Raw genomic sequence first — 23,816 nt, forward strand, 5'->3', positions numbered from 1 at the left:
TCTGCGAGGAAGTACCCCTTCCTCGTTTTCCCCGTGCCATTCTGATTTATAAAATATATTTGATAAATTGTCAACTGAACAATCAAAATTCAGTAGAAAATCTTGTGTAAATAACACATGAGTTTCACAAAAATAAACATGCAATTAAGCGCGACAATTTATCAATGAATTTTATACAAATATAGAGATAGCAGCAGAAAGAGGGGAAACGAGTAGGAATGCAGCTAACAGGAAGATAGGCCTGCTGTGATCAGGAAATGTGAGAGCAAATGATCAGCGTTTCTCGCGCTGCTCTCGTAGAATAGCGCGCAAGGCGTCGGCCTGGCCGCGATTATAAGCAGCCGAGCGTATGCCTGGGCCGACAACGGGTAAAGAACTTTTCTCGCGAATCTGGGCGGCTCGTTCACGCTGGATGATTTCATGAATCAGCTGCCGGTCGGTTAAGCGCCAGCCGCGTAAGCGGGCCTGTTCGGCGAACCACATAACGCGTGCATAACCGGCGTGGTAGTCGCGCTCCATTTCTTCTTTTGCAGGCATTTGTTGCATAACCGGGACTGCTCCTTGAGCAAAGTTTCTGACGCCTTTCGTTCAGACGGCATCACCACAGTTATTATGTCAGAAAATGAATGCCGGTGTCAATCGGCCCCTGGCAGAGTCTCCGTCTTTGATCGATTTAGAAAAGATCTGAAAAAGAGTGGCAGAGCTTGAAATGCTTTACATCTCTACCGCTCCTTCAGGCATGTAGCTATGCCGTTTTGCTTGTGGTTGGCTCCCGCTGGACGGCTGCTGCCAGTTTTTCTCTTTCCGCGAGGTATTGCTGCAAACGCTCTTCTCCTGCCGGACTGACAAGGAAGGTAACCACATCGCCGGGTTTAATGACGGCACTGCCACGGGGGAAAATCAGTTCGTCCTGCCTGCGAATCGAGACGACGAGGCTTTCAATCGGAAGATGCGCCTCGCGCAGCGGGCGGTCGGCGATGCGCATACCTGGTTCGATTTTCACCTCGATCATTACCGTTCCTTCAACCACTCCGCGCATGCGGCGGGAGGATTTTGCCAGGGTCTCGCGATATGCGCGCATGATGTCGCTGGCCGAGAGGATTCCTATCACATGCGGCCCCTCGGGATGTACTTCGAGATCGACGACGGGCGCCCAGCTGATGCGATGGCTGGTAAGCTGTTCCAGTGCAGCGTCAAGCGTGTCATCGGCATGAATAACGAACACCCCTTTATTCATTGCTTCCGCGACCTTACATTGGTCGCGCTCATTGAGGGGTATGCGTTGAATATCGGCAACGGTAAGTACGCCTTTCAGACCTCCGAGCGGACCAATGACGGGCGCGCCACTCTCCACGCGGCCCTCCAGCATTTTCTCTGCCTCTGCCACTGTTTGTGTGGGTGAGAAGATCAGCCCGGCCTTCACCATCGCCTGCCTGACTGTCAGGGTAGAAAGCAAGGGGAAAGAGAGTTGCAAGCGGTGAGCAGGCGAATCCGCGCGGGTATCTACCTGGCTGGTGTAGATGGTGTTTTCACCGACGATAATGGAGGAGATACCAACGGCAATCATAGCCGGGGCAAGCATGGAAAGGTTGCCGGTCATCTCGGCAACCATCAGCATCACCGCTAACGGCGCGTGGGCAATGCCACCGAAAAGCGCCATCATACCTACAATGACGAATGGAGCGGGGGTCGCAGGAAGCCCCGGCAGCAGGTGATAGGAAACGCGCCAGACCATTGCGCCCAGAAAGCCGCCGATTACCATACCGGGGCCAAAAATACCGCCGGAACCGCCGGAACCGATTGACAGGCCGGTTGTTATAATCTTGGCAAATGGCAAAGCCAGAAGTACCCAGAGAGGAATGTTAAATAGGCCTGGCCCCATACTGATATTTACCCATCCATATCCCATACCCAGGGCCTGTGGAATGACCAGTCCAATCAACCCCACGCAGAGTCCGCCGATAGCCGGTTTGATCCAGTTGGGCAAAGGAATCTTATGAAAGAAATGCGTGATGCCATAGAAGCCTCGCGCGTACAAAACTCCAACCAGCCCGCAGATCAGCCCGAGCACAACGTAGTAGAGCAATTGCGGGGGCGAGGTAAATGCCAGGTTGCCCTGTGTTCCGAAGATAGGATTCCAGCCCGACCAGAGACCGAAGACGCTGTATCCTACGATGGCTGCCATAAGCGCAGGGATAATTGCTTCGATCTCCAGGTCATGCTTATAGAGAATTTCAGCGGCGAGCACAGCACCACCAAGTGGGGCGCGGAAGATGGCGCCAATGCCGGAGCCAATGCCTGTGGCAATCGCCAGGCGACGATCCTGTGAATCAAGGTGTAACCAGGTGCCTAAGAGCGAACCGAACCCGGCGCTGATTTGTGCCGATGGACCCTCGCGACCCGCCGACCCGCCGGAACCAATAGTGATGGCTGAGGCAACCAGCTTGATCAAGGGGATACGAGCGCGGATAGGCTTGCCCTGGTGAAATGCAGCTATGGCGGCATCGGTACCGTGTCCTTCCGCTTCCGGCGCCAGGGTGAATACGATGATGCCCGCCACTAAACCACCGGCGGTAGTGATAACCGGCAGCAGCCAGGGACGAGCAGCCGACCAGAATGGTATCGCGGTCATGGTTCCCTCACCGGCAGGATTCGGCGGGAGATACCCCACAATGTTCCCTAAGAGGACCTGGGTGGTGAAGTGGATTGATGCGAAGAAAGCGATAGCACCCAGCCCGGCAACTAAACCGATCAGGGTACTGAGCAGCAGCCATTTGAGCAGATAGCGCGGGCTCTCGAAGCTGCGGGCCGTGCGTCGCAGGTGAAAGAGCCGCCGGAAAAAAGTGATGATTGCTGAATAAATCATAGTCTCTCCCCTCAAGTCTTTACTCCATTCTTCTTTGCTACTAGCACATCCATAAATGAGTGGGCGGTCGGTCATAAAAAGGGTTAAAAAAATATCGCCGCTTGCCTCAGGGAGAGGATACTCCAATCCCGTGCAGGATCATATCGGCAACACGATTCGCCTGTTGCGTCATTTCGTGCAATGATTGGCCCAGCGCATTAGCAGAAAGTACATATGACTCGGTCAATGTTAATACCATCAATGCGGTAGCCTCTATATCAGTAGATTCAATTTCACCACGTATCCTGCTCTCTTCGAGTGTCAGGGCGATGACGGCGATATAGTCGCGCAGGAGCTTTGTTGCTTCAGCTTTAAAAGCGCGGTTAACACCATATAAAGTACTCATATGGACATTGAAGCTATCGGCATCCTCATTGGCGAGCTGCACGAAAGCCAGGAAAAGACGTTTCAGGCGTGCATGGAGATTTCCGTCACCGGCAAGAGCTGCGCGAATTGAGGCCAGGTGCGAGTGCGCGATCTGGCGCAGCATGGCGAGAAAGAGGTCGCGTTTGTTCTCGAAGTACAGGTAGATGGTTCCCTTGCCAATGCCTGCCTGCTCAGCGATAGTGTTGATATTGGCCTGTTCAAATCCCAGGCGAGCAAATTCTGCTGCGGCCTCACGAATGATGCGTTTGCGAGTCGCTTCGCGTGTCTGCTGGTCTACAATTTTTGGCATATACTCTCTCTCCCCGGCTTATGCAGGTTTTTAAATTGGGCGATTGGTCATTATTATCTACTACAAGCATACCTGCCTTTATGGCTTGTGTCAAGAGGTTGCTGAGGCTTTTGCCTGGCCCGGATGTATAAGCATATAAGTATGTGTGCATAAGCAAATTGAGCGGACAATTATATTGCATATAAGCAGGCAAACACAGAAGATACGACGACATACGTTGAGATATGTTTGTTTGCCGGGCGTTGTTGAAGCATGTGGATCGAGTCAAGACAAATTCTGTTTTTCCTACAGGGAAAGGAGTACGGTACGCAATGTCAAATATTCATGTAAATACCGATGTGATGCGCCATCTCGGTCAAATCTTCGTGCAGCTCGATGAGCAAATCCAGAATCAAATTATGCCGCAAATCCATGGCGGTATTGCCCAGCTTGAGAGCGACTGGCAGGGGATCAGCCGCCAGCGTTTTGAGGAATTGTTTCAGGAATGGCGCTCGCTCGCGGTTCGCCTATCACAGCAAGGCGAGGAGCTTGGCCGCCACCTGCAATATACGGCTGAGCGCTTTGAGACCGTCGACGAGACAGCATAGTTGAGAAAGGGTGGCCTCTACTGGCCACCCGGCAAATTCGACTGCTGCGCAATCTCTCTGATCTGGAACGTGTGGTTGATTTTGGCCGTTTTGCTGAGCATGATGCTGACACCACAGTAGCGCGTTTCTGAAAGTTCGATGGCCCGCGCTACCGCCTCCGGTTTTACATGAGGCCCGGTGATGAAATGCTCGACGCTGATTTCTACAAATATTTTGGGAAACTGCTCGGTCAAAATACCATTGACGCGCATTTCGTAGGCGGTGACCTGTTGTTGTTTCTTTTGCAGGATTGAGATCACGTTGATGCCGGTGCAGCCCGCGAGCGCCACCAGCAGCATTTCCATCGGGCTGAAGCCAACATGCTGGTCACCCGGCAAGATGACGTTATCCACTATGACATGGTGGCCGGAACCAGAAGTAACGTCAAACTGCATTCCTGTTTGATAGGTTGCCTGTATGGACATCGCTTTGGCCATAACATCCCCTTTCAATCTTCTGGCCTATCATAAATGCATTATGCACTCTGGCATTCCTTGCTATCAAGCTGTTCTTCATGTTATGCTTAGTTGGAAAGAACGTTCGTAACGTACAGTTCTACCAGGAGAAGCATGTTGGCAATCCCTCGTCCAGTTTCTGATAATCTCGAAATCCTTTCCGAGGATGAGTATCTCTTCGGTTGGGACCCTCTGCCCGGTATCGTTTCCGTCTGGGCCGGTCGCGAAGGGCGTGCGATTGTCTGGAGGCGCGAGGGCGAGCGCATCGTGCGTTTCCGGGAAACCTTCCGCCCCTGGCTGTTTGCAACCTCTCTAGACGACCTTGCACACCTTGGGACTACCTTGACCCTCTCTGGTGCAGATTGGAGGGCCGATACCTCACTCATCAGCTATTGTGTCCTGGATGGGGCAGATGGCTCGTATCGCTATCTTATCAGCGCGCGGGATGGGCGCTTTCTTGAACGGGAGCTGCTCAAAGGCGCATCGCGGCGTCTTGAGCGCCGTGTGAATAGCGTCAACGACCTTGCGGATACCTACTATCAGGTCGGGCCTGTTGAACAGTACTTGATGCAGACCGGGCGCGTCTATTTTCGCGGGCTGAATTATGAAGACCTGCATCGTTTGCAATTCGACCTGGAAACAACTTCACTTGATCCACACCGCGGGCGTATTTTCCTGATTGCCATTCGTGATAGCCGCGGCTTTGCGACGGCGCTTGAGGCACCACGCGCTGAGGACGAGGCGAAGATGATCCTGGCGCTCTGCCAGCTTGTGCGCGAGCGCGACCCCGATATTATCGAAAATCATAACCTTTTCTCTTTTGACCTGCAATTCCTGGAGTACCGTGCCGAGGCGTTGGGTATACCACTGCGGCTGGGACGCAGTGGTGGCCCGGAGCAGATGGAACGGCGTTATGAAACGCTGGCTATCGGGCCGGAAGCTCGTCGCCGTGTCCGCTATAGTGTAGCGGGACGAGAATTGATCGATACGCTGGATGCAGTACGCCGCTATGATTTCGTGGTGCGCGACCTGCCAAGCTACGGCCTGAAAGATGTTGCCCGTTATTTTCATATAGCAGGAGAAGATCGTGTATACCTTGAAGGCGCGGCGATTTTCGAGACCTATCGTAGAGATTCGGAGATGGTGCGCCGCTATGCGCTCGACGACGTGCGGGAAGTGGATGGTCTTTCTCGTCGCCTGCTGGGGGCGTCATTTGCCCTGGCGGGAATGGCACCGCGCCGCTATGAACGATTAGCATCGGCGGGACCGGCGATGGGGATTCTCGAACCGGTGCTTGTGCGGGCCTATCTCCGCGCAGGTATGGCCTTACCGCGGCAGAAAGCAGAGGCGGACTCCACGCATGGGTCGCATGAAGGGGGAGCTGTCTACCTCTTCGCGACGGGGATAGCTGAGCACGTGGTCAAAGCCGACGTGGCGTCCCTCTATCCATCTCTGATGCGTTCATTTCGTATCGGACCATCCGGTGATCGGCTGGGCGTTCTGCTTGGTATACTTGATCGATTGACGGATTTACGCCTGGAGCATAAAGCGGCGGCGCGGGCGGCTATTCCCGGCTCGCTGGAAGCCAATATGCACGATGCGACGCAAGCGGCGATGAAAATCTTGATCAACGCTGCCTATGGCTACATGGGGGCCGGTTCGATGGCGCTCTTCGCCGATATTCACGCGGCAGATGAGGTGACGAGGCGCGGGCGCGAGGTGCTATCACAGGTACTCGATGCCCTGCGCCAGCGCGGCATGGCATTGATCGAGGCTGATACCGATGGTGTCTATTTCGCGGTTCCGATGGATTGGACGGAACAGCAGGAGAGGCAGCTTGTGGCGGAAATCGGAGCCGGACTGCCTGCCGGTATTCGCCTGGAGTACGAGGGGCGTTACCGCGCTATGTTCAGCCACGAGGTCAAGAATTATGCTCTGCTCACCTACGACGGCCAGCTGATTGTGCATGGAGTCGCGCTGCGTTCCAGCCGCGCGGAACGCTTCGGCGAGCGCTTCCTGCACCAGGCATTGTTCTGCACTATGACGGGCGATGTAGTGGGCGCGCGAAATGCGTTTTTGGAGACCGTTAGAGCGCTGCGGCAGCGGAAATTTACGGCTGCGGATGTTGCGGCCAGCGTGCGTCTCTCCAAGTCTCCTGAAACGTATGAGGCTACGCGAACGGGGCATATGGAGCAGGCTTACGAGGCGCTGTTAGCCGCCGGGCGCACAAAATGGGCGCCTGGGGAGCGCGTGCGCTTTTATCGCGCATCCGGTGGTGTTTCCGTGTGGATACCCGATGAGACTGAGGCTATCTCCTTTGGCGAGGACAATGCTGAAGAAGTTGATGCAAACGCAGATGCCGCGAAGGAACGAGAGCACCCAACTCTTGCTGCTGATGTCCAGAATCGTCGTGATTACGATGTCGAACACTATCTGCGCGTGCTGGTGACTTCCTATGCCTCGCGCCTGAAGAAAGCCTATACTGCCGGGGATTTTGCGCAGCTTTTCCGCACCGACGAACAACCTGGCCTGTTTGATCTCCCGATAGAGAGTATTTCGCCTATCTGGATTCGGTGCCAGAAAGCGTAACATCTAAAATATCCCGATTTTTGCGAGGGCTAGAACTTGATCTCACTCCAATGAATCTCTCTCGTCCATTTGATGAATGAATGCCTCGACCTGATCAGCTTGAAACGTTGCGATCCGATCTGGGCTGAGACCATCTAATTCCGGAGTTGAAAGACCTGCGAGCTGATCGGCAATGGCGCGCCCGACAGCGGGAGCAAGCGCGAATCCATGCCCGGAAAAACCTAGAGCTAAGGTGAGACCATCTATTCCTGGCATGGGGCCGAGAAACGGAATGCCATCGATGCTTTGCGCTTCCAGGCCGCACCAGGCGTTGGCAATCTGCTGGCGGCCTACTTCTGGCAGTAGCTCGCAGGCGGTTTTCCAGTTGCCCTCGATACTGGCAGGACGTAGCTGGTAATCGGTGCGGTTGGCAATGGGTTCGCCGAGCCACCCTCCTCCCAGGAAAAATGCGCCATCGAAAAGTTGTTTAAGGGAGAGAGAACGATTGACGGCGCTCAACACGGGCTGCACGGTAATTGCGTCCGCGGGAGTCGAAAGCACCATCTGCAATGCGCGAGTGCGAATGGGCAGCCGGATACGGGTAGCCGCGGCGATTTCATCACTCCACGTTCCTGCAGCAAGCACGATCTGTCCGGCCTGTACCTCACCTCGCGTGGTCAAGGCTCCGGTGACCTTTTCGCCTTGCGTCAGTAGGCCGAAACAAGGTGTTTCTTCCCAGCAGGTTGCTCCAAGCCGCATCGCTGCTGTGGCAAATGCCTGTGTAGTGCGGGGTGGGTCTGCCTGTCCGTCGGCGGGGCTAAAACTGCCGGCAGTGACTCCTGCGTGCAGCCCTGGCACGAGATCATGCACCTGCTGGCGGTCGAGCAGTTGTACGTCGCTGAAGCCGATTTCGTGCTGGTGGCGAACGAAATGAACGAGCTGATCGGCTTCGGTGTCGCTTTCGGCCAGCAAGAGGTTTCCTCCCTGGCGATAGCGCAAGTCCGCATCGAGTTCCTGTTCAAGCGTAGGCCAGCGGGCGATTGCTTCAATTGCGAGCCGCGCTTCCGCAATGTGCCTTCCCTGCCTTCGTACACCTCCGGCGCTGGCCCAGGAAGCTGCCGGTCTGCTGGCGACCCGCGAGCGTTCGACAACAAGTACCTGGCGTCCCTGTCGCGCCAGGTGATAGGCGATGGAACTGCCGATGACGCCGCCACCGATAACGAGAATCTCTACTGTTGTCGTTCCCAAATATGATTCCTTTCATACTGCTGTGGTTCTACATGATCTCAGGCCGCTTCCGAATGCCCCTATTGTTACAACTGTTGCTAGAGCCATTGCTGCTATCATAGCAATGGCCCACGCCGTCTGTCCATAACCCAGACCTGACCCGCTTGCCGCGAACTGCGGCGCCAGTATCCATAAGCTGATGAGCCAGGTAGTCGCGGCCACTGTTCCGACACCCATTACGATAGTCAGTACGCCAATGGGTATGAGCGAAAAGCGGAGTTGCTGTTCGCTGAACTCACTGCGCAGCACAGCTAGAGAAAGTGAAGCGGTGAATACCAGGATTACGAAGACAATAACTGTTATCGCCAGGATAATAGCGACAAAGCTGAGGGCTACCAACAATGCAGGTTGTCCTGAAATGCATCCATTAGTGGAAGTGCATGCAGGAGGGCCGAAAAGGTATTGCGTTCCCAGAAGATAAACAAGGAAACAAATAGTGATAGCCAATGCGACCTCTAATAGTAATAAAGCCCTTTTCCGGCCTATCACAAACAGTCCCAGCACGTTGCGCAATCCACCAGGAAGAGCATGTCTCACGGCTGCGAATAAGATCGGCAATCCACCGATCAGAATCGCCAGCAGCGCGATATCCCCACTGTATGCCAGGATACTGTGAGCGATGCCTATTTGCGGATAGATACGCCCAAGGGCATCGAACGGAGCGCTGGGATCGGCAGTATGCCCCAGAGCGGTGTAGGCCAGCATGAAAAGCACAAAAGCCGAGAAAGCCACGATCATCGAGCGGCGCATGGTCGGAAGCATTGGCCGATTCCTCCCGAAGATTTCGTTCAGATGTTCGGCAAATATGCCCGACACTGTTTCTCCAAATAACAATGGCCAGAGTGCGAGGACGCCGGCGACGCCATCTGCCCGGCAGGTATCAGCGCAAACCCTATGAAAATCTTGTATCGCCGGTTGCATATAATCACGGCGGAACGTGCCGGGCGCCAGCTTCAGCAAGCAGCGGTAGAGAAACAGGGAGAGTGCAATAATCCGGGGCCTGGATGATTTTCCTGTTGACATACTCATGCTCCTTGCTCTGGCGATGCGGCGGTCATATTTCTCAGCAATGTTTTGCTATGTGCGATAGCAAGGGATTGCTCCAGGCGCTGCATCTCTGCCACCGTCGCGCGCCTGCCCAGGTCGGTAAGACGGTAATAGCGGCGGCGCTCGTCGTCTAGAGTTGGATCGGGCCGCTCATCCGACTCGACAATCAGGCCAACTTCTAGCATGTGCTTGATCGATCGATAGAGTGTCGTTGGCCCAATCCGTAGTTTTCCGTGTGTCTGGGCGGCAATTTCTTGCATGATGCTGTAGCCATGCCGCTCGCCATCGGCCAGGGCCAGCAGGATATGGAAGACTGCTGGAGTCAGCGGGAGCATTTTTTCAGGATCAGATGTTGCTGGTCGCATTGTTTTCTCTTTTCAAGATGAATATATTCAACCTGGGTATACTCTCCTTGAATATATTACCTTACAAGATAAGAGATGTCAAGCCCTGCGCCTCTTTTTAGCCGTTGCTTTTACCTGCTGGAATGCCATGTATGGCCCACTATGATTCTTTGGCATGTGCCCGTATAGATGGGTGCCGTCCTGCTCATAGCTCTCGAACTCAATCGTGCCGAATTGGTGAAATTGTGCTACAAGGTCGCCACGGTTGTATGGGATAAGCACGTCGAGGGCAACGAATTGCGCAATCAAATTGTCGCTGATAGCGTGTAGTAGTTCATCGATGCCCGTTCCAGCGAGTGCGGATACCTGCACCGAGGGCAAGTTTGCGGCCATGCCTGCGAGTTTTATCCTGTCGTCACTGGGCAGCAAATCCGCTTTATTCAGCGCGATGATAATGGGGCAGCTTGCCGCTCCGATCTCCTCGAGGACGTGTTCGACCGCCTCTACCTGCCGCTGCATGGAAGGGCTTGAGGCATCCACCACATGCACGAGCAGGTCGGATTCGGCCACTTCCTCCAGCGTAGCGCGAAATGCTGCTACGAGCGTCGTTGGCAGGCGCTGCACGAAGCCCACCGTATCGGTCAGCAAAATCTCCTGGCCTCCATTGAGACGGACACGACGCGTCATAGGATCAAGTGTAGCGAAGAGTTTGTCTTCTGCCAGGCCATGCGCGCCCGCGAGGCGGTTGAGCAGCGTGGATTTGCCCGCGTTGGTGTAGCCGACGAGCGCTACGACGGGTGCCCCGGTATTCTTACGTTTAGCGCGGTGCAATTGGCGATGGGTGCGCACGTGTTCGAGTTCTTCCTCGATATGGGATTTTTGTCGCCGCAGCAAGCGCCGGTCGATTTCGATCTGTTTTTCACCCTCGCCGCGCTGCTGCACGCTGCCTTTCTGGCGCGAGAGGTGCGACCATTGGCGGGCAAGCCGTGGCAGGTCGTATTCGATCTGGGCGAGTTCGACCTGCAGCCGTCCTTCGCGTGTGCGGGCGCGCTGACCAAAAATGATCAGGATGAGTGCCGTGCGGTCAATTACCTGCGTTTCCAGTTCTCGCTCCAGGTTGCGATGCTGCCCGGGCGTCAATTCCAGGTCAAAGATAACCGCATCGCAGTTGTGATAGCGGACCAGGTCGGCTATTTCCTGCACTTTGCCGCTGCCGAGCAGAGTACCGGGATGTGGGCGATCCAGGCGCTGCATGACGCGCTCAACGCATGTAACGCCGGCAGTTGTTGCCAGTTGCTCCAATTCGTCAAGCGATTCCTCAACCGACCAGTCCGCGCCCGGCATGTCTACGCCTACGAGAATAGCCCGTTCAGGCGCGGCTGAGAGCAGGCCGCTCAATGGTTTATCTGTATTAGTATTGACGATATTTTGTTCTGCCATAGAAAATTCCTTCCTTATGAGGATAGATGGAAAGCGAAATTTGTTTGAGGGAAAGCACCTGGAGCGGCATCGGTGAAAGGACTTGCTTGAATGGTCTGGGTATGGAGTTTCAATGCTGTGTCTTGCAGGGTATTATCTCAAGTGTAGACCTGGAGCCTGCGACTCTCATTTGCCATAGCAAAAAAACCTTCATCTTCAAACAATACCAGTGCGAAAAGCAATACATAAAATACCACTTTGGCGGTATCTTGCTGTAATCAGGTGCATTCCACAATATTGGTATGTGATTAGATGAAGGTTATCACTTTTGTCTCCTAAGAGTTTGATTGATACAAGGGTACATGAGTGTTGCTGAAAAGTCAAGAGCAGATCAAGCCTGTTTCAGCAACTCATCATGTTCGCTCGTATAAGGAATTATGCGTCCTTCGGGCATCAGCAGCAAGGTATCAGGCTGCAGGTAGCGTACAAATTCGACATCGTGCGTGACGGCGATGATGGTGCCGTTGTAGTTGCCAAGCGCCTCGCCGATGATGTTGCGCGAAAGTACATCCAGGTGCGTTGTTGGCTCGTCGAGGACGAGTAAGTTCGGGCCATCGAGAACCATCTTAGCAAGCGCCAGGCGTGTCTTTTCGCCGCCACTCAGCGTGCCAATCTGCTGGAATACGCGGTCGCCGCTGAACATGAAACGGCCCAGTACTCCACGCACCCGTTTGCTATCATCGGGGAGTATGGCTCTGGCCTCGTTCAGCACAGTGTTGGTGTAATCGAGGCCCTCGTTCTCCTGAGCATAATAGCCGGTGCGCACGCGATCACCGATGGTTACAGTGCCGGCATTGAGCGCAGTCATGCCCAGCAGGGTGCGCAGCAGAGTCGTTTTGCCGGCGCCGTTCAGGCCGATCACGACCAGGCGCTGCCCGCGTTCGATCTGGAAGCTGATGTTACGGAAGATCTGCTTCGTCCCATAGCTCTTGGTAAGCTTTTTGGCTTGCAGGACTATCTGCCCGCTCGGCTGGCGCATGGGAAAATCGATCTTCATGCGGCGACTGGTCTGAGGCAACACAGGCTTGCTTGCCTCAAGCGTGGCGATTCGCTTATCGACGGCGATACGCTGGCTTACGCGTGTTGCGCCATAGCTGCGAAGTTTCTGCGAAGTCTTGCGCAGGCGCGCTATTTCACGCTCCTGCTGTGCCCTCGTGCGTTCCATCAAGGCGAGCGCATCTCCGGTTTGCTTGAGATAGCTGGAGTAGGTGCCGCGATATTCTTCGAGTTTGTGTGTGAACTCGTTAAGACGCAGGATCTTATTGATACTATGATCAAGCAAATCCAGGTCATGCGAGATGATCAGAATCGCGCCCCGGTAGCTTTCCAGAAACTCCATCAACCATGCCGTGGCCTGCACGTCGAGAAAGTTCGTCGGCTCATCTAGCAGCAGGAGGTCGGGAGCCTGGAAGAGTAATCGCGCCAGCGTAAGCTTCGTCTTCTGCCCACCACTGAGCGTGGATACCAGACGATCCAGTGTAACGCCGCCGAGATTCAATCCGGCAACCAGCTGCTCTGCACGGGCATCGGCATTATAATAGCCCAGCCGCTCAAGCGAACTCTGTGCCTGCTCAAAGCGCTTCAAGAGCAGGGATATATCTCCATTACCTGACTCTGAAAGCCGATTTGATGCCTCTTCGTAGGAACGAATGGCCGCATCAAGACCGGTACTTTCGAAGATGTAATCGCGCACGGTGATACCGTCGGCGACGGATGTTTCATGGGCCACATCCTGTGACAGGTAGCCATGACTGCGCGGCAACATCACATGTCCGCTGTCGGGCTCTTGTAGTCCCGCGATGATTTTGAGTAGCGAGCTTTTGCCCGCGCCGTTCACGCCGATTAAGCCTGCTTTTTCCCCTGGCGCTACAGTAAATGAAACATCGTCCAGCACCAGGTGCGGGCCGTATGAAAGATGTATGTGATTGACCTGTAACATGTTCGTTTGCTCTTTCCTATAGCCATCAGACTCTTTGCTTGCCTTATCAGTTTGCCGGGTATTCGATTGTGTCTGATGTACCTCATGTATCTCAGTTTTCACAGTGCGGACTGCGAAGCGATAAAAGTGAGTGAGATTGAATAAAGAAATGCCTGGAGATACCTTGTAGGATATCCGGGCGACTGGGGGCATGTTCTCGTGCAAGGCGCGGGTGTAGCGGGCGACATGTACTGTTGCTGGGTTTGGTGCAACGAGAAAACGATGCCCGGCGACATACGCCAGGAGAGAATCGAGGGAGGAAAGAAAGCAACTCTGGAGATGCGAATAGCAGTAAAACAAAGCTACTCACTTCATAGCTGGTAAGTGAGCAGGTGCATCAAGTAGCGCCATTTCCTACCGCGTAAGCCCGGCGTGATCGCCTACGCGGGTAAGCAGACTGCGAGATTTGGTCCGCCATTGAACATGTGTAACATGTGATTCATCCTGTCTTCTTTAAAGTATCTATTATGCTCGCTCAAATACTAACATTTAATAAGATGTGCTGTCAAGGGCAAAAACGGGCAATCGAATAAAGAAGCCAGCAACGTTGCTGGCTTCCTTTTTTTCATCTGCTCAATCAAAATGAATTGAAGTAGTGCAGACTAGTAGCGCCGGTCCCGGTATCCGTCCCTGTCGCGAGGGCCTGAACGCCGGTCTCGGCTTTGATAGCGATTGCCTCCGCCAAATTGTTGTCGCTCGCGTGCTTCATTCACGATGATCGTGCGGTCTCCGACGCGCGAACCGTTTAACTGATCAATGGCGTCACGTGACTCCTGATCGTTACTCATCTCTACAAAACCAAAACCTTTGCTGCGTCCCGAATCACGATCGGTAATTACAGTTGCCGAAACGACCTGACCGATATGCGAAAAAATATCGGCAAGATCTTCGCTTGTCGTTGCATACGGCAAGCCACCTACATAGAGTCTCAAGTTCTGATGCTCCCACATCGACGTCTACAAACCAATTGCTGTCGGTGGAAACGTTCTCCCACATACACGATACAACAACATCTGACGTCACTCTTATAGTATAACACATATGCCGCGCAAGGTATTTCCAAAACACGATTTCGCTGGAAAATTGGTTATGACCAGGAGTGAGGCATACCATAAAAGGCTATCGCCTGGTCTTGCACTATGACTCTGCCTGTCGTTTCGGCTCAGACACAGTCGCCGTTTCCCCTGCCAGGATTTGCTTGATGAGGGTGCGTGTCTTTTCAAGCGTTACCCCTGATCTTCGGAAGATCTGATCTGTAATATCTTCTTGTTCGCGAATCAGACCTAGCAGCAGGTGTTCTGTACCAATGTAATGATGCTTGAGCAGTAGTGCCTCCTGGACCGCCAGCTCAATACTTGCCTTCCCATGCTGTGTCATCCCAATCTGTGCATCCTCGATTGCGTGCTCTCCCGCTGGGTGCAACATTTCAATCTGATCCCGCACCTCATCCTGCCGGAGCTTTAAAAGATTGAGCGCCCTGGCCGCGACACCCTCACCTTCTTCCATGAGGGCCAGCAATACGTGTTCTGTTCCAATACCATCGTGATTATAGCGGTGCGCTTCCTCATTCGCCAGCGTCAGTACTTTGCGTGCGCGTTCAGTGAATTTGGCAAATGGATGATCTGGCCCTGGCCTGATATTCACAGTGACGCGCTGGCCCTGCACAAACTTCTCTACATCCTCTGGGGCAAAACGATACTCTCCAGCAATACGATATCCGATCAATTCACCTCGTGTCACCAGACGCCTCACAGTTACCGGCTCGATCCGTAGCAGATCAGCGACTTCTTCTGTTGTCAGTAGGCGTTCCATAATATCCTCTCTAATAAAGTAGCGAACTACGATCTAACTAAGATTAGTATAGATGATTTTACCGTAATTTGCAATACTTAAAAGTACTTCAAGATTATTTAAGATTTTATTGTAGTGTTGGCAAGAGGTTGAGGGTGAGAAGATGAAATACAATCATGGCAGAAGAGTAGTCGCTCGTACTTTTTGGGGAGAATTCCCCCTGGACGCCTTCTATCTCATTCACAAAAAACGGTTTCTTATCACGTCTATTCTCTGAAAATTTGAACAGCATGTCTGCATTACTAGTTGGCAATCTTTTCTAAAAATTCTGTAGAAACGCTATGGACAAACCATGTGGCTTCTGAGTGCCAATTGTTGATTGAGGCAGGTTATTCCCTGCAAGGAGAGACATTATGTTCTTTGAAAAGTTCTTTCAAGCTATTCATCTTCGTGGCAGCCTACGCTGGTTTTTGTGCTTGTCGGCCCTGGTAATGCTCTTTGTATCCCTGACTGTCACAGTTCCTGGTACGCTGGCCGCAGGCGCCAGTGAGTTTAATAGCTCCAACAGCGCTCGACTGCATGGTGCTTCTGCTGCGATAACAGGTAGAAGCAACATCCACCGAAGCTCTGGGCCGCACTTCTTCCGCCTTAAAGGTGCTCCCGCACCGAAGTTAGGAAGCGGTAATCTCCAATACTTTGGAGGCCCGATCCAAAAATATCCCAAGGTGTATATCACATTCTGGGACTGGAGCAGTGATCCCTATAGTGAAGCGCCGTACCTTGAAAATTTCCTTGCCGGAGTGGGAGGAAGTAGCTGGCTCAATACGGTGACACAGTATAATGACACCAGTCGTGGCTACGTCACCAGCCCGTCTAATCAGCTTCTCGGGACCTGGAACGATACCGTTGACCCGGCGCCGACCCAGCCGACGCAAAGTCAGTTAGCACAAGAGGCGCTGGTCTCAGCGGCCCATTTTGGATATAACCCTGACGCTACCTACTTCATCGCCACCGCAACGGGCAAATCGAGTGCTGGTTTTGGCTCTCAGTATTGTGCCTGGCATAATGTCATCTGGAATCAGTCTGATCCGGTGGAATACACGGACTTCCCATACATTCCTGATGCTGGCGGGGAGTGTGGCATGAATGATGTGAATCCTGGGCCTGCAGGCTACCTGGATGGCGTCAGTATCGTTGCCGGACATGAGCTTGCCGAGGCACAGACCGATCCCCAACTTAATGCCTGGGCCGATTGGGATGGCTATGAGATTGGTGACAAGTGCGAGTGGATCAACTTGCAGAACATTACGTTACCAACCGGCACCTTTGCGATTCAGCCACTTTGGAGTAATGCTTCTGGTAGTTGCGTTGCATCCTATTCTGTGAGTACCTATGGTTTTGATGAGTCTCCCATTCCGACAGCTAGCAGTTGGGCAAGCAGTATTGTTGAGGGATCCGATAACAATGCCTGGTTCACGGAGTTCAATGGAAACAAGATCGGAAGGGCCACGATTGTGCCGGGCCAGGGAGTAACTGCCCTCACCGAATTTCCCATCCCGACGGCTGGGAGCGGGCCGCAAGGCATTACCAGTGGGCCGGATGGCAATCTCTGGTTCACGGAGTTCAATGGAAACAAGATCGGGCGCATTACTCCATCCGGTACAATCACTGAATTTCCCATCCCGACAGTCAACAGCGAACCGGCTAGTATTACCTCTGATGGAACCAATCTCTGGTTCACGGAGTTCAAGGGGAACAAAATAGGGGAAATTACGACGACGGGAGCTATTACCGAATACGTGATTCCAACCGCCAATAGCGGCCCATTAGGGATTACCTATCGCGGACAACCGAGCAATTCTGTCACACGCATCTGGTTCACTGAGTATAACGCCAGCAAGATCGGACATACGCAAGTGCAAGCCCAATGTTCTGGTGTTCCTCCTCATATCCATTGTGTGTTTGTCACTAAGATTTTTGATAGTCCGCTTCCGTCGGCCAATAGTGAACCATATGGCATTACAACGGCATACGATGGTGCGACGCTCTGGTTCACCGAATACGCCGCCAACAAGGTTGGGGAAATTGCTTCCGACGGTTCTCTTACCGAATATACGCTTCCGACGGTCAATAGTGAACCGATGGGTATATCGGCATTCTCTCTGGGTGCATCATTCGCCGAGTTCAACGGCAATAAGATCGGACTTGTCAATATTAACGGTCCGAGCGAACCTGGTGTGAGCGACATACCGGTTCCTACTGCTAACAGTGGGCCAATGGACACCTACGGAGAGTGGTTCATCGAGGCGGTGGCAAATAAGGTTGGAGACTTTTACGCGTAGCCTGGTTGAGAATGCTCTATGCAGGGCCTGGTATGAAGTAGGGGAAAAGAGCGTTCTTCAGGAGCATCATATACGGTCAAGTAGAATGTAGACTCTTTGGCCTCTTGGCAGGGATGCAGTCCTTGCCAAGAGGCCAAAGAGTAATTTTTTGATGGTGCTGTATCCTTTTTATCCTGAAAATAAGCTATCGCCGGCAATATCGCAGCGTGTAAAATAGAAGGACTGAAGATTTCCGAGAGCAAAAAGAAAGGTTTAACCCATGCAATCGCTCGATTTGAGTCCGTATCGTCGTTATTTTCCCTCGCTCGCGTTGAAGGTCAATGGCAACCATGCCGTCTATTTTGATAATCCGGGTGGAACGCAAGTGGCGCAGCAGGTGATCGACGCGATGGTGACATATTTTCTGGAGGCAAATGCCAATACACATGGCGCGTTTCTCACGAGCCACCGTACCGACCAGGTAATTGCGAACGCTCGCCAGGCCATGGCGGATTTTTTGTATGCCGGCAGTCCAGATGAGATCGTATTTGGGCCGAATATGACCACCTTGACGTTTGCTTTCAGCCGCGCCATTGGAAAAACATTGCAGCCGGGCGATGAGATTGTGGTGACAGTGCTGGATCACGATGCCAATGTCGCGCCGTGGCTGGCATTGCAGGAGCGTGGCGTGGTTATTCGCACGGTTGATGTGCATCCAGAGAATGTGACGCTGGATATGGAAGATATGCGGGCAAAGATTGGAGAGCGCACGAAGCTGGTAGCCGTTGGTTATGCTTCGAACGCGGTCGGCACGATCAATGATGTGACGACGATCATTCGTTGGGCGCACGAAGCCGGAGCCCTGGCCTGGATCGATGCCGTGCAGTTCGCTCCACACGGGCCAATTGATGTGCAGGCGCTGGATGCCGATTTCCTGATCTGCTCATCTTATAAGTTCTTTGGCCCGCACCTCGGTATCCTGTATGGTAAGGCCGAGTACCTGGAGCGATTTCCTGCCTATAAGGTGCGTCCATCCAGCAACGATATTCCCGAACGCTGGGAAACGGGCACGCTCAATCACGAGGGATTGGCCGGACTGGTGGGCGTGATTGATTACCTGGCCATGCTGGGTCGCGAACAGGGCGAACAGTATAAGGACGCCTTCAGAACCACTGGCGGTGGGCATATGTATAGCGGGAGGCAGCTGGAGTTGAAGGTGGCGATGCAGGCGGTGATGGATTATGAGCGTGGCTTATCGGCGCAGTTGCTGTCGGGCCTGCGGGAAATAAAGGGCATTCAGGTCTATGGCATTACCAACCCGCAGGATTTAGCATGGAGAGTGCCAACAATTACCTGCAATATTGAGGGTCATTCGCCGCAAGAACTGGCCGAATACCTGGCCGAGGCCGGCATTTTCTCCTGGAACGGCAATTACTATGCGCTCGGTATTATGGAGCGCTTAGGGCTTGAGGAACAGGGTGGAGCATTGCGGCTGGGTATGGCTCATTACAATACGCCCGAAGAGATCGATAGGGTTTTGGAGCGTTTGGAACAATTGTGAGAACGGATGTAATGGTGCCAGGTGGGCTTAGAGAGAGCGCACCTTTTTGGTCGCCCTCTCTCCTTCCCTGTTCCTCAGATTCGGGATGTCTTATCATCGCACCACTACATACCTGTGCTTTTATGCGTTTCTAGTGGTAATCGTAAACGCACCCCATTCGCCGGTCAAAATCTGGCCATGCACGGAGACGCTTTTTCCTTCCTCGATGCTTTTCTCGGTCATCAAGCCGAGCGCGATGATCAGGGAGTTGATTTTGACCGGAACTCCGGTGTAGACGCCTACTTCTTGCCCATCCACGAAATAGCGCACCTCGTCTTTCCTCCTCGAATAGGTGATGCGATAGCGATGCAACTGTCCGGGGGCAGTCTCTAGCGGGAGTTCGTTGAAGTCGCAGAAGTATTTGGGTCTGTCGGCATTTTCTGGATCGACGGGTTCTGGTACGCCTGGGAAAGGCAAGATAGCGTACACGGTCGCTATGATGTCGTTGCAGACGAAGAAGTCGAGCGCGGCGCCTGTGGTGAAGTCGAGCAGGTTGACGGACACGAACCCGTCATAGAGGTCGTGCGGGGCAGTATTAGCACAGCGAGCGCGCATATTCCATTCAAATGATATTTCGCCTTGCTCTGGCACATCGAAGAGCCGCGTGGAGAAGAACATGTTTTTGGCGTTATCGAGTATCTGTACCTGGTCGTTGGCCCGGCTGATTTTGGCTGATACGCGCATGCGCTCACCCTCGACTACAACCGCCGCGTCAGGCTCGCGATAGCGCCAGAAGGTGCCATCCGGCAGCGGAAAACCACCATATTCCCAGGAGCGATTCACTCCTGTAATAATGCTGTGATAATCTGAATATATGAGCGACTCTTCCTCCTGCTGCCTATCCGCAATGGGAGTTATCTGTGCCTGATCCATAATGGGTAACCTCTTTCCTTTCTTTGTCTCTGCTATAGTTGTTGGGTATGAATATGCCCGGACATGCAATACAATAGATCACTTAAATTGTAGCAAATTTTGCCCGGGTGGTGCATAGAGCTTGAATCTTGCGGCAAATGAACGGATATGTATTGCAAGATAGCCCTTCATACGTATTAGTTTGTAGGGACTCTCTATATAGTAGGCGAATAGTTTGCTCTAAGCAGGTAAGCGCGGTTATAATGAGTGTGATGAAGCAATGGCGCCTCCTGTCCTGAACCTGGTCGTGTGGCCTCACCTTCGGGAGTCCATCTGAAATTTATGAAACAGGCAGGGCAGAAAAAATAGAGAGAGGAAAGGTGCGTTTATGGCTAGCAAACGAGAAGTGAAATCGACCGGTGACGAAAAAACAAAGCAGAACATTATCAGCAGTGCGGTAAAGAGTTTACTACGTCGCACGAACCGCCCCAAAAGTTGGCGCGATCTGGGTATCCGGACACTGAGGAATTTGCCGACGAACATTACGACGGTGCGGGGATTTATGAAGGCTATTAACTGGCGGGAGGCTCAAGGCGAAGTCCTCCAGGGGCTTAATAACACGGTCGCCATTGTAGGCCAGCCCAATAGTGGGAAGAGTACTCTTTTCAATCAGATTATCGGCAAGCAAATTTCTCCTGTTTCGCCCGAAGCCGGTACGACCAAGACCTTGATACGCAGTGATTTTGGCCCTTTCACGCTGATCGATACGCCAGGACACTTGCCGGATGTGATGGAAAGTGGCATGGATCAGGCTAGTGTGATCGTGTTTCTCATTGATGCCACAAAAGGGTTTCAGAAGGAAGACCGCGACCTCTACAACGGCATAAAGAAACTCGATAAACCCACTATTATCGCTCTCAATAAGGTTGACCAGCTGCATGGCGGCGAAGGCGGTGAGCAGATGGCTGACGAGGTGTCGGTGCTGCTCGGCGTGCCGGGAGTAATACCGATTTCAGCCCTCAAAGGCGAGAATGTGGCCGAGGAACTTATTCCCGCAATGATTGAGGCCAGCCCTGAGGCGGCGCTGGTGATCGGGCGTGAGCTTCCTATCTATCGTCGCGAGGCCGCCCAGCGGATTATTCGCAATGCCACGCTGGTTAGCCTGGCAGCCGGCTTAGAGCCGATACCTTTGGTGGATATTCCTATTCTACTAGGGACGCAGGTACGCCTGGTTTTACGGATAGCGGCGTTGTATGGCGAGCAGATGGACACGGCGGACGCTATGAAACATGCACGCGAACTGATTGTCACCATGGTCGGCGGCTTGAGCCTGCGCTACCTCGCCGAAGAGTTGGCCAAAGCTGTTCCGTTTGGTGGTGATTTCGTTGCCGGAGCAATTGCCGGTGCCGGCACATGGGCTATCGGACAGGTCGCGCTTGAGTACTATGAGGGTGGCAAACGCATCAGTCCCAACCGTATACGCGAGCTTTATACAGACTTTTATCGCCTCTTCCGCCGGGAAAAATCTCCGTCAGAATTGCACCAGTACGCGATCGAGGGCAGCGATGCTCAACTAGCGCTGGAGGGGCCAAAGGGAAGTGACATAATCTCGGAACCCGCTGGCAGTGACACAATGGTGAGGCCGGATGCGCGGTGATGAAAGCATTTCCTTATGAACAGTATGAAACACTGGCCGAGCCATTGACGGTCTACTACCCAACCGGCCAGGAAGAGTTTGCGCGTCGGGTTTTTCAGTCCGTCGAAAAAGCCGGTAAACTGCTTACGCAACTGCTGGGGCAATCGATGCCCGAAATGGAAATACTCGTGGTTGCGCCTCAAGATTGGGATTCCGCGCCGGGAGAGGAGCAGGAGGAAACCGGCGCAGTCCTCTCCTTACCTTATTGGACGAGTGTGACGCAGCCCCCCTCACTTGTGGTCCCTCAAGAGCTTGATAGTATAATCGGGGAGCCGGCGCAAGAAAAACTCGCCTTTCTTCTCTATCACGAACTGGCGCATGCCTTTGTTGAGGCTGATCCTCGTCCCTGGCCGGGAGAAAGTCCGCTATGGGCCGACGAGTGGCAGCTACAATTTGCCGCTTTCTGGCTCTTCCGCCAGATTCATGGCGGCTATGGGATCATCATGACGGATTTGCACGAGCAATACGAGGAGATTTTCGAACCGGAGCCGGACGGGAAAACACCCGTCACGGTGCGTGGCTTCGACTGGTACGAGGATACCAGCGCCGAAGACTACCTGATCTATACGCTTTTGCTCGAACGATTTGCGGATGATATCCTCGCGAACTTCGACGTGGAAGTCTTGCCCCGTTTCCTGAATCTCTATCGCAAAGACCGGGCTATTTTATTGAGCGATGAGGTGACGAAAATGCTGGGGACAGCATTAGGCCCTGATGGAGAGGAGTGGCTGGAATCGCTGGTGTATTTCTGATTACATCTTCCCACACGCTATGAGCGATGAAAGGAGGCTTTATGCCCCCGGCATCACTACTCTTATTTATTCTTCCATTGGGCCTGGATACGCTTGGGGTTTCGATCAGTCTTGGTATCAAAAGTTATTCTAGAGAACATGCTGGGAGTGGAAGCAGAAGCCTGGAGATTCCAACATGGTTACGTTCCGCGCTCTTATTTTCGTTAGCAGAAATGCTGATGCCATTAGTTGGCCTTGTCATTGGCTTTGCCGCTGCCGCGCTGATCGGCAATCTGATGCACTTCATTGGACCTCTGCTCTTAATCGGTGTTGGCTTATGGGAACTTTTTGAAGAGGGTCGCGAGTATGTCAGCAAATGGAGAAAATCTCGACAAGCGAGCATTCAGAGCAAACCGGCTAGAAAAGAGCGGCCTCAATGGGGATCGCAGCTCCTGCTCGCTCTCAGCATCAGCCTGGATGAGTTAGCGATTGGTTTTTCATTTGGCGCTATAGCAAACGGCGCTTCTGGCAACAGGATGGTAAATCCTTTGATTCTTTGCGCGTTAATAGGTGTGCAAGGCTTCTTGATGACCATTACCGGGCTGTTGCTGGGCCGTACTTTGCGGAATCTCCTCAAGCCTGTGAAAGAACTCAGCGAAATCTTGAGTGCTTTTCTCCTCGTTGCCCTGGGAATCTGGTTTCTATTCACATGAAGAAAAGGGCCTGTACTGTTTATCTGGGCGCTGGTGGCATTTGTATCTGCAAGAGCAGGAAACAATCAAAACAGAAGCATAAATTTCAAAAAAATTGCGAAAAAACTATTGACAACGCGTCAGAGCTATGGCATAATACCAGAGCCTCGTGAAGATAATCATCTGATCTGCCAGGATTTGATGCTCCTATCTGACGAGCGGCCAGTACTCCAAAGCCACGATAAGGTGGCTCTCCTCAAGGAACATTCTCCTGAGTGAAACTTATACACAGTAGTTCGCGTGCTCTTTTTGGGCATGCCTGCTTCTGTAAGAGGCTCATGGAGAAAGAAACAAAAATCAGTGATCTTGAAAAGATATAATCTAGACCGAAAACCTCTTGACAGATCACAAAAGATGTGAGATAATACACGTACTGGCGCAAATGAACGGAAAACCTTCGGGTCATTTGCATGAATGGAGTATACTTTTACAAGTGAAGGTTTACGAACCATCTCCAAACAGGTACCTTGACAATTGAAAAGTGGAAAGCAGAACAGCAACTGTTTGGCGTCGGACGAACAAAGCAACCGAGCGCTGCAGTTTCTGTCAATTCGGCCCCGCTGTATAAGCGTACAGGTGGGGCAATCTGCGAACAGCCAAGTGCAACAACTTTAGTACAGCAACTTGGCCTGGATCGCAACTTGGCACTGGTTCATGTGCTCTCTCCTGCTTGGGAGGGAGTCACCATAGAGTACTGGATGGCGAGTT

General features: G+C 52.9%; 20 protein-coding genes. 8 read left to right on the forward strand and 12 right to left on the reverse strand.

The window, feature by feature from the left end:
- Positions 1–273 precede the first annotated feature (273 nt).
- The 3 genes from VFA09_24545 to VFA09_24555 form a co-directional block, all read right to left on the reverse strand.
- On the reverse strand, positions 274–546 hold the full coding sequence (locus tag VFA09_24545; GenBank protein ID HZU70464.1) for a hypothetical protein: 273 nt from the start codon (positions 544–546) through the stop codon (positions 274–276).
- A gap of 199 nt (positions 547–745) precedes the next feature.
- The gene (locus VFA09_24550) at positions 746–2,866 is read right to left on the reverse strand and encodes a chloride channel protein (protein HZU70465.1); all 2,121 of its coding nucleotides are present in this window, start codon (positions 2,864–2,866) and stop codon (positions 746–748) included.
- 106 nt (positions 2,867–2,972) lie between these two features.
- Positions 2,973–3,581, reverse strand: a complete 609-nt coding sequence (locus tag VFA09_24555) for a TetR/AcrR family transcriptional regulator (protein HZU70466.1) — start codon at positions 3,579–3,581, stop codon at positions 2,973–2,975.
- Positions 3,582–3,892: 311 nt separating this feature from the next.
- On the opposite strand from VFA09_24555, the gene VFA09_24560 reads away from it, so the two are divergent.
- Positions 3,893–4,168 carry a WXG100 family type VII secretion target gene (locus VFA09_24560; GenBank protein HZU70467.1) on the forward strand — a complete coding sequence of 92 codons (276 nt, stop codon included), beginning with the start codon at positions 3,893–3,895 and terminating at the stop codon, positions 4,166–4,168.
- A 17-nt stretch (positions 4,169–4,185) separates the two neighbouring features.
- Here the strand turns inward: VFA09_24560 and VFA09_24565 are convergent, their stop codons facing one another.
- Positions 4,186–4,644 (reverse strand): OsmC family protein, encoded by a 459-nt coding sequence (locus VFA09_24565; GenBank protein HZU70468.1) that lies wholly within the window; start codon positions 4,642–4,644, stop codon positions 4,186–4,188.
- Positions 4,645–4,776: 132 nt separating this feature from the next.
- On the opposite strand from VFA09_24565, the gene VFA09_24570 reads away from it, so the two are divergent.
- Positions 4,777–7,251 (forward strand): DNA polymerase domain-containing protein, encoded by a 2,475-nt coding sequence (locus VFA09_24570; GenBank protein ID HZU70469.1) that lies wholly within the window; start codon positions 4,777–4,779, stop codon positions 7,249–7,251.
- 42 nt (positions 7,252–7,293) lie between these two features.
- On the opposite strand, the gene VFA09_24575 is transcribed toward VFA09_24570, so the two are convergent.
- The 7 genes from VFA09_24575 to VFA09_24605 all read right to left on the reverse strand — a co-directional run bounded on the left by VFA09_24575 (position 7,294) and on the right by VFA09_24605 (position 15,177).
- A complete protein-coding gene (locus VFA09_24575) occupies positions 7,294–8,478 on the reverse strand; it encodes an FAD-dependent oxidoreductase (protein ID HZU70470.1) in 1,185 nt (394 codons plus the stop codon).
- A gap of 12 nt (positions 8,479–8,490) precedes the next feature.
- Complete coding sequence (locus VFA09_24580) at positions 8,491–9,540, reverse strand: hypothetical protein (GenBank protein HZU70471.1); 1,050 nt, start codon at positions 9,538–9,540, stop codon at positions 8,491–8,493.
- A gap of 2 nt (positions 9,541–9,542) precedes the next feature.
- The gene (locus VFA09_24585) at positions 9,543–9,929 is read right to left on the reverse strand and encodes a PadR family transcriptional regulator (protein HZU70472.1); all 387 of its coding nucleotides are present in this window, start codon (positions 9,927–9,929) and stop codon (positions 9,543–9,545) included.
- Positions 9,930–10,007: 78 nt separating this feature from the next.
- Complete coding sequence (gene hflX, locus VFA09_24590; GenBank protein ID HZU70473.1) at positions 10,008–11,348, reverse strand: GTPase HflX; 1,341 nt, start codon at positions 11,346–11,348, stop codon at positions 10,008–10,010.
- A gap of 370 nt (positions 11,349–11,718) precedes the next feature.
- Positions 11,719–13,326, reverse strand: a complete 1,608-nt coding sequence (locus VFA09_24595; GenBank protein HZU70474.1) for an ABC-F family ATP-binding cassette domain-containing protein — start codon at positions 13,324–13,326, stop codon at positions 11,719–11,721.
- Between the two features lie 641 nt (positions 13,327–13,967).
- The gene (locus VFA09_24600) at positions 13,968–14,297 is read right to left on the reverse strand and encodes an RNA-binding protein (protein HZU70475.1); all 330 of its coding nucleotides are present in this window, start codon (positions 14,295–14,297) and stop codon (positions 13,968–13,970) included.
- Positions 14,298–14,502: 205 nt separating this feature from the next.
- Positions 14,503–15,177 carry a Clp protease N-terminal domain-containing protein gene (locus VFA09_24605; GenBank protein HZU70476.1) on the reverse strand — a complete coding sequence of 225 codons (675 nt, stop codon included), beginning with the start codon at positions 15,175–15,177 and terminating at the stop codon, positions 14,503–14,505.
- A 392-nt stretch (positions 15,178–15,569) separates the two neighbouring features.
- Between VFA09_24605 and VFA09_24610 the strand changes: the two genes are divergently transcribed.
- Both VFA09_24610 and VFA09_24615 read left to right on the forward strand, forming a co-directional pair.
- Positions 15,570–17,498 carry a hypothetical protein gene (locus VFA09_24610; protein ID HZU70477.1) on the forward strand — a complete coding sequence of 643 codons (1,929 nt, stop codon included), beginning with the start codon at positions 15,570–15,572 and terminating at the stop codon, positions 17,496–17,498.
- A 259-nt stretch (positions 17,499–17,757) separates the two neighbouring features.
- Positions 17,758–19,038: a cysteine desulfurase-like protein gene (locus VFA09_24615; protein ID HZU70478.1), complete on the forward strand. Its 1,281-nt coding sequence runs from the start codon at positions 17,758–17,760 to the stop codon at positions 19,036–19,038.
- A gap of 120 nt (positions 19,039–19,158) precedes the next feature.
- Here the strand turns inward: VFA09_24615 and VFA09_24620 are convergent, their stop codons facing one another.
- Positions 19,159–19,950: a DUF6081 family protein gene (locus VFA09_24620; GenBank protein ID HZU70479.1), complete on the reverse strand. Its 792-nt coding sequence runs from the start codon at positions 19,948–19,950 to the stop codon at positions 19,159–19,161.
- A 367-nt stretch (positions 19,951–20,317) separates the two neighbouring features.
- Here VFA09_24620 and VFA09_24625 point away from each other — a divergent pair, with 367 nt between their 5' ends.
- The 4 genes from VFA09_24625 to VFA09_24640 all read left to right on the forward strand — a co-directional run.
- A complete protein-coding gene (locus VFA09_24625) occupies positions 20,318–21,586 on the forward strand; it encodes a GTPase (protein ID HZU70480.1) in 1,269 nt (422 codons plus the stop codon).
- Entirely contained in the window at positions 21,586–22,377 is a 792-nt protein-coding gene (locus VFA09_24630) for a hypothetical protein (protein ID HZU70481.1), read from the forward strand. Before VFA09_24625 ends, VFA09_24630 begins: the two co-directional genes overlap by 1 nt.
- 41 nt (positions 22,378–22,418) lie before the next feature.
- Entirely contained in the window at positions 22,419–23,069 is a 651-nt protein-coding gene (locus VFA09_24635) for a manganese efflux pump (protein ID HZU70482.1), read from the forward strand.
- 506 nt (positions 23,070–23,575) lie between these two features.
- A partial coding sequence (locus tag VFA09_24640; GenBank protein ID HZU70483.1) for a hypothetical protein occupies positions 23,576–23,816 on the forward strand: 241 nt, incomplete at its 3' end.

The organism is Ktedonobacteraceae bacterium (genome assembly GCA_035653615.1).
GTDB lineage: Bacteria > Chloroflexota > Ktedonobacteria > Ktedonobacterales > Ktedonobacteraceae > DASRBN01.